This is a genomic window from Pseudomonadota bacterium (genome assembly GCA_026388215.1).
Lineage (GTDB): Bacteria > Desulfobacterota > Syntrophorhabdia > Syntrophorhabdales > Syntrophorhabdaceae > JAPLKF01.
This window is the reverse complement of sequence record JAPLKF010000200.1, coordinates 1-5346: the sequence shown is the minus strand read 5'-3', so window position 1 is coordinate 5346 and position 5346 is coordinate 1. Positions and strand designations below refer to the sequence as shown.

Here is a 5346-nt window from a genome sequence, read left to right as displayed (position 1 = left end):
GTGCCATCAATTTCTCCTCTCTAAGACAAATACGTTATGTATTAACACTATGCAAAAGTCTTCAGGATATTTTCCCCTATTTCTCCTGGTTATCAATTTACGTTGTCGACCTCCCGTGCGAACCACACTCTATCCTCTCTTTATCGGCTGACATAATTATAACACCAAATAAGCAATCTTCAATATAATTTGGCTGACCAATTATGTACAATCGTATTTCATAGCAACTTCACTTGAATCCTTGAACCCTGGAACCCTTTTTAAAGCAGCTCATAGTTCATGGCTCATAGTTGATAGCTCACAGCAACATAATAATCAATCATCAAGCACCAATAACCAAATAATACCCAATATCCAATGACCGAATGTCCAAACGTGAAGCGATAGAATTTTCCGGTCTGGTGATTGATTATTGGTAATTGGTTATTCACGCTTCCTGCCTTGGGACGAGGGGCTGGGGGCGGATAGTAAAAACTCGGTCTCATAAGTAATCGCTTAAAACCATTACCTTAATTTCTTTTACTTTTTTGAGCTTCTTATCATTTGTAAGAAAGGCATCAGCTCCGACATGAATCGCAGTGGAAATTTGGATAGCATCTATCGTCTTGAGCGTCAAGTATTTCCCTCTCAGCCTTCCCGCTCTGTCAGCTATGTTTTCAGACGTCTCTATCAGTTTGATATTGCTTCCAAATTTGAGAAAGTCTGCGAATTTCCCGGCAAGCTTCACATCTCCAGCCTCAATCGGTTTAGGCAAAACTTCGGTGAGTGTTATCACGGAAGAAAAGGCAATCAACTTTCCTGCCTGAAAAGCATTAACAACTTCTTTTACAAGGGAACCAAATTTGGGATGTGCTTCTATGTAATAGATGATTGGCGCTGTGTCGATAAAAATGGAATGTATATTGCCGATCTCTTGTGAGAGACTCACGCCCTATCCTCTCTCGATCGGCTTACATATTTTTGAGCATCTTCATTCCATAATCCCTTCCCAAGCCCATAGAGTTTTCCCCAATTGAGTTCTTTTTTGGGAATTAAAACAGTTTTTCTCAATTGCTGAGCTAACTTCTCAACCAGCCTCAACTGTTCTTGCGGAGTCAGTCCCTCTATAGCCTTCTCAATGTTTTCTACAGCAGCCTGTTTCCTCATTTCAAACCTCTTTTCTTCCCAATATTATAACGCCACATTGCAAATCTGCAATATAAATCAAAAAAACTGCTCCACGCACACGGATAAAATCATCCCTGCGCATACTGAACCTCAGCACTTTCAATTACTTCCTGCCTGAAGTAATGGCTCAATTCTTCTGGCGTGCGCAGGTCTACTTTCCGTCCAAACATTTCGGAGAGCTCATTTTCGATATGTGCCATTTTGAGAAAACCTATTTTATGCCCCGGCTGAAACTCTACAAGAATGTCAATGTCGCTTTCAGGCTTAAAATCCTCACGAAGAATTGATCCAAAAAATGACAGACTTTTTATATTGTATTTCCTACAGAATTGCTCCAGTTGTTCTTTTGGTACCACTATATGATCTTTCTGTGCCATCAATTTCTCCTCTCTAAGACAAATACGTTATGTATTAACACTATGCAAAAGTCTTCAGGATATTTTCCCCTATTTCTCCTGGTTATCAATTTACGTTGTCGACCTCCCGTGCGAACCATACCCTATTCTCTCTTGATCGGCTGACATAATTATAACATTAAATAAGCAATCTTCAATATAATTTGACTGATCAATAATGAAAGACAGGGGTCGAGGATTCGAGGGTTCCAGGGGTCGAGGGTGTTAGAAAGGCAGGATTCGAGGTGTCGAGGGTGTTGAATTCACTTGAACCCTTGAATCCTTGGCCCCTTTCTAAACCAGTTCATAGTTCATAGCAAAATCCAGTAGGTAGTAAGCAGTAGGCACGTAAAAAATAGTAAAGGCGAAGTAGGCAGCACAGGCCTTCTGTGCATACTGCGTACTGCATACTCTCTGTTGTTCTTGCTGGTTTCTGCATACTCCATACTGCCTACCTGGTTGTGCTGATTCTGTTGCACCTGCCTTACTCCTTATTTACCATTTGCATAAATACATCAGGGCTGACTATCCTCACACCTTTAAAGGTTTTGACGTCTTTCAAATGGCTATCGCCCGATATTATAAAATCAGCCCTGGCTTCCACGGCACAGGCAAGAAACATATTATCCGACATATCATCCTTTATGCGATTCACTTTCGTATTTCCCGGTGTCACAATGGCAATTCTTTCAATTTTATGGATCAAGTCTTTCACTTCATCCATAGATACGCCGTTTCTTTTCATCAATGCCTGGAGTTTAGGATATTGCAAAACCGTATGAAGCTCTTTCCACATGGCAGGCGCAATCATAAGATTTAATTTGCCATCAAGTACAAGTTTTACAATTGAGGCTGGCTTACTCCTCGGTGACAGAATGGCGCTTATGAAGATATTTGTATCGAGGACAATTCTTGTCATATATGGCGGGCAGATTTCACAGCTTCATTGATTGCACTTTCAATGGCGTCAGGCTTTTCCTTTTTCATCTTCTTCCAGATCTTATCTAAAGCCTCAGAAGTTAATTCTCTGTCCTTCTTTAGAATTTCATATTTATCCATGGAGATAATTGCTACCATCGGTCTTCCCGCCCGTTCTATTATGTAATCATCCCCGGTTAACGAAACCTCATTCATGACCTGGCCAAGATTTTGCCTTGCCTTTATTGCCGTAACTTTTTTAACCATTTTTGTTTACCTCACATAATCATATCAATCATATCAATTATTATATCCGGAATGACGAAAATGTCAACAGGAAGCTCATGGCTCATAGTTCATAGCAAAAGCGAGTAGGTAGTAAGCAGTAGGCACGTAAAAAATAGTAAAGGCGAAGTAGGCAGCACAGGCCTTCTGTGCATACTGCATACTCTCTGTTGTTCTTGCTGGTTTCTGCATACTCCATACTGCCTCCCTGGTCTTACTGATTTTTATTGCATTCACCTGCTGTCTTTCACCTTTTGCCTTTCTTTCCTTAACGGGCTTTCTTCAAATCCCTATAAAAATTTTCGTGAATACCCAGAGCAAGCAAAAAAAGAGTATTGTCATCATGCTCATAAGCCAGTAAATAAAGCTGATCCTGAACGCGAAACTTGTAAACACGGACGCCTGCAAGGTCGCCTTTTTTCTCTTCCCCACAATAAGGTTCAGATGCCACCCGCCTGATTGTTTCGTTAACAACTTTTAACTGATTGCTGTGCAATTTTTTATAGCTTCGCCGAAAATATGGGGACTGTACGATGTTCATTTTGATTTGCCAAACTCAAAGGGCTCAAATTCTCCTCGTTGTTTAGCAACTAATACGTCCCGTATAAACTCAATGGGCAGGTCTGGGTTGTCAAGGGCAGCTTTCCCGATTTTTGCCCAGTAAGCAACCTGCAATGGGGCGGTTCTGCATTCCGCCTTTGCGCTCTGCTTGGCTTGTTCATATAAATCATCATCGATACGTATGGCAGTACCCATAAACACCTCCTGATACAATTGTAGCACGTTGTAACAAAAATTGCTTTATTTTGTTATCTTTTTTTCTCAACCGAAAATTAAACGCTTTACAGTTCCATAGATGCGGCTATCAGCTATGAACTGGTTTTAAAAGGGTTCCAGGGTTCAAGGATTCGAGGGGTCGAGGGTGTTGAATCCACTTGAACCCTTATATAAAGCAGTTCATGGCTCATGGCCAGAAAGGCAGCTCCTCTCGGCCATCGACTGTCATTTATCATATATCTCCCTCCTGTGGCCTGCCTCAAGTATTTTTATCGTTTTTGTCGTCAGGTCAAGCACATAAAGCACCCTGTAGTCTCCATAGCGGTACCGGTAGATTCCTGCAAGGTTTCCAGTCAACGGTTTGCCTATGTTCATAGGATCCCGGGCAAGATATTCTCCTATCCTGTCATAGATTTTCTGCCGGTATGGCTTTTCTATCTTCTTCAGGTTGTCAAGCGCCGCCTGACTCCAGATGATTTTAAAGCCCAAGATATTTCTTTGCCTCTTCGTGGCTCAGATACTTCGCATTTTTATCATTCAGTCTTTGCAGGGCAAGGTAACCATCTTCGAGGTCTTCAAGGTAGGTAAAAAGAGCCTCTTTCACATAATAAGCCTTTGACCGTTTGGTTGCTTTTGCAAGCTCTTCCAGTCTTGACATTATTTCGGGCGGTAAAATCATGCTGAAGTTTGCAGGTTTACCTGATCTGTGTTTTTTGATCGCTGTCGCTTCACTATGCATAAGACCTCCTTTTACAACAAGCTAACATAATATATTAGCTCAAATCTGATCAAATATGCAATAGATAAATCAGGTACAAAATCCTAAGTGGTCGAGGCCTGCCATGGTACGACGCATGTCTGTGCCAGGGGGTCTTGGCCAAGGCAGGCCTTGAACCCTTGACCCCTTGAACCCTTTCTAAACCAGTTCATCTATTCCCCTGTAGACTTCTTTTCTATGACCTACCCGGACAACGAGAACAAAAAGTTCTTTCTCATCGAATGTATAAATAATACGGTAATCTCCAATCCGATAACTCCATAGAATGCCTTCCCTGCCCTTAAGCTGTTTGCCCGAACGGGGGTTTGATAAGAGATCCTTTCTGATCGCTTCCAATATCTTTTTTGCTGCTTCTATGCCTATTCTTTTGAAGTCACCCTGAACGCTCTTCTTGAACTTCAGGGTATACATCAGATGTTCCACTCGAGGTCCTTAAGAAACTCTTTTTCGGTCTGGACTGAGTCTGTGGGGTCTTTCAATCTGTCGATTGCAATTTGATAATCAGCCATCATATCGGCATAAAAACTCAGGGCCTCCCTCACAATCTCCCCCCGGTTCCTGTTTCTCAATCTGGCAATCTCATCTATGCTTGAAAGCAGATCTTTTGAGATCCGTGAGCTTATTGGCTCCAACTTTTCCAACTGTTGTTTGCTCATGAACACCTCCTTGCATACCACGTATACACTAAATACACCATATTTTCCTATCAGTCAAGTTTTTTATATACAAAGCAGACTGATTGCGGCCCGTGGCTCATAGCAAAAACCTTCAATTACAAAAACATTTATAGAAAGTTACAAAAAAATGTATAATATTTCTATGCAGGTGGAAATCCCGTATCTTGAATATTTTGGCCTTTCTGAAAAACCCTTTGGCATGACACCGGACCCTGCCTTCTATTATGAATCAAAACAGCACAGGGAGGCACTCGATTGTCTGACCTTCTTCCTCGCCCAGAGGGAAGGCTTTGCATTGATTTACGGGGATGTGGGTTCTGGCAAGACCACCCTCTCGAGGATATTCATA

Annotated in this window: 14 protein-coding genes; 1 reads left to right on the top strand and 13 read right to left on the bottom strand. The window is 41.7% G+C overall.

From position 1 onward, the window contains the following. Positions 1-481 precede the first annotated feature (481 nt). The 13 genes from NTU69_10575 to NTU69_10515 all read right to left on the bottom strand — a co-directional run bounded on the left by NTU69_10575 (position 482) and on the right by NTU69_10515 (position 4976). Complete coding sequence (locus NTU69_10575; GenBank protein ID MCX5803955.1) at positions 482-928, bottom strand: PIN domain-containing protein; 447 nt, start codon at positions 926-928, stop codon at positions 482-484. Next, positions 925-1146: a hypothetical protein gene (locus tag NTU69_10570; protein MCX5803954.1), complete on the bottom strand. Its 222-nt coding sequence runs from the start codon at positions 1144-1146 to the stop codon at positions 925-927. The genes NTU69_10575 and NTU69_10570 overlap by 4 nt, the downstream gene beginning before the upstream one ends. 89 nt (positions 1147-1235) lie before the next feature. Next, positions 1236-1544, bottom strand: coding sequence for a nucleotidyltransferase family protein (locus tag NTU69_10565; GenBank protein MCX5803953.1), 309 nt, complete (start codon positions 1542-1544; stop codon positions 1236-1238). A 502-nt stretch (positions 1545-2046) separates the two neighbouring features. Then, the gene (locus tag NTU69_10560; GenBank protein ID MCX5803952.1) at positions 2047-2481 is read right to left on the bottom strand and encodes a putative toxin-antitoxin system toxin component, PIN family; all 435 of its coding nucleotides are present in this window, start codon (positions 2479-2481) and stop codon (positions 2047-2049) included. Then, on the bottom strand, positions 2478-2747 hold the full coding sequence (locus NTU69_10555) for a type II toxin-antitoxin system Phd/YefM family antitoxin (GenBank protein ID MCX5803951.1): 270 nt from the start codon (positions 2745-2747) through the stop codon (positions 2478-2480). The genes NTU69_10560 and NTU69_10555 overlap by 4 nt, the downstream gene beginning before the upstream one ends. Before the next feature lie 75 nt (positions 2748-2822). After that, complete coding sequence (locus NTU69_10550; GenBank protein ID MCX5803950.1) at positions 2823-2957, bottom strand: hypothetical protein; 135 nt, start codon at positions 2955-2957, stop codon at positions 2823-2825. A gap of 76 nt (positions 2958-3033) precedes the next feature. After that, the gene (locus tag NTU69_10545) at positions 3034-3306 is read right to left on the bottom strand and encodes a type II toxin-antitoxin system RelE/ParE family toxin (GenBank protein MCX5803949.1); all 273 of its coding nucleotides are present in this window, start codon (positions 3304-3306) and stop codon (positions 3034-3036) included. Beyond that, positions 3303-3521 (bottom strand): ParD-like family protein, encoded by a 219-nt coding sequence (locus tag NTU69_10540; GenBank protein MCX5803948.1) that lies wholly within the window; start codon positions 3519-3521, stop codon positions 3303-3305. Before NTU69_10540 ends, NTU69_10545 begins: the two co-directional genes overlap by 4 nt. A gap of 113 nt (positions 3522-3634) precedes the next feature. Continuing rightward, positions 3635-3778 (bottom strand): hypothetical protein, encoded by a 144-nt coding sequence (locus tag NTU69_10535; protein MCX5803947.1) that lies wholly within the window; start codon positions 3776-3778, stop codon positions 3635-3637. Beyond that, positions 3768-4031, bottom strand: a complete 264-nt coding sequence (locus NTU69_10530) for a type II toxin-antitoxin system RelE/ParE family toxin (protein MCX5803946.1) — start codon at positions 4029-4031, stop codon at positions 3768-3770. Before NTU69_10530 ends, NTU69_10535 begins: the two co-directional genes overlap by 11 nt. Then, positions 4021-4221, bottom strand: coding sequence for a ribbon-helix-helix protein, CopG family (locus NTU69_10525; protein MCX5803945.1), 201 nt, complete (start codon positions 4219-4221; stop codon positions 4021-4023). Before NTU69_10525 ends, NTU69_10530 begins: the two co-directional genes overlap by 11 nt. Before the next feature lie 237 nt (positions 4222-4458). After that, entirely contained in the window at positions 4459-4731 is a 273-nt protein-coding gene (locus tag NTU69_10520; GenBank protein ID MCX5803944.1) for a type II toxin-antitoxin system RelE/ParE family toxin, read from the bottom strand. Next, positions 4731-4976, bottom strand: coding sequence for a ribbon-helix-helix protein, CopG family (locus NTU69_10515; protein MCX5803943.1), 246 nt, complete (start codon positions 4974-4976; stop codon positions 4731-4733). The genes NTU69_10520 and NTU69_10515 overlap by 1 nt, the downstream gene beginning before the upstream one ends. Before the next feature lie 163 nt (positions 4977-5139). Between NTU69_10515 and NTU69_10510 the strand changes: the two genes are divergently transcribed. Then, on the top strand, positions 5140-5346 hold a 207-nt coding region (locus NTU69_10510), incomplete at its 3' end, for an AAA family ATPase (GenBank protein MCX5803942.1).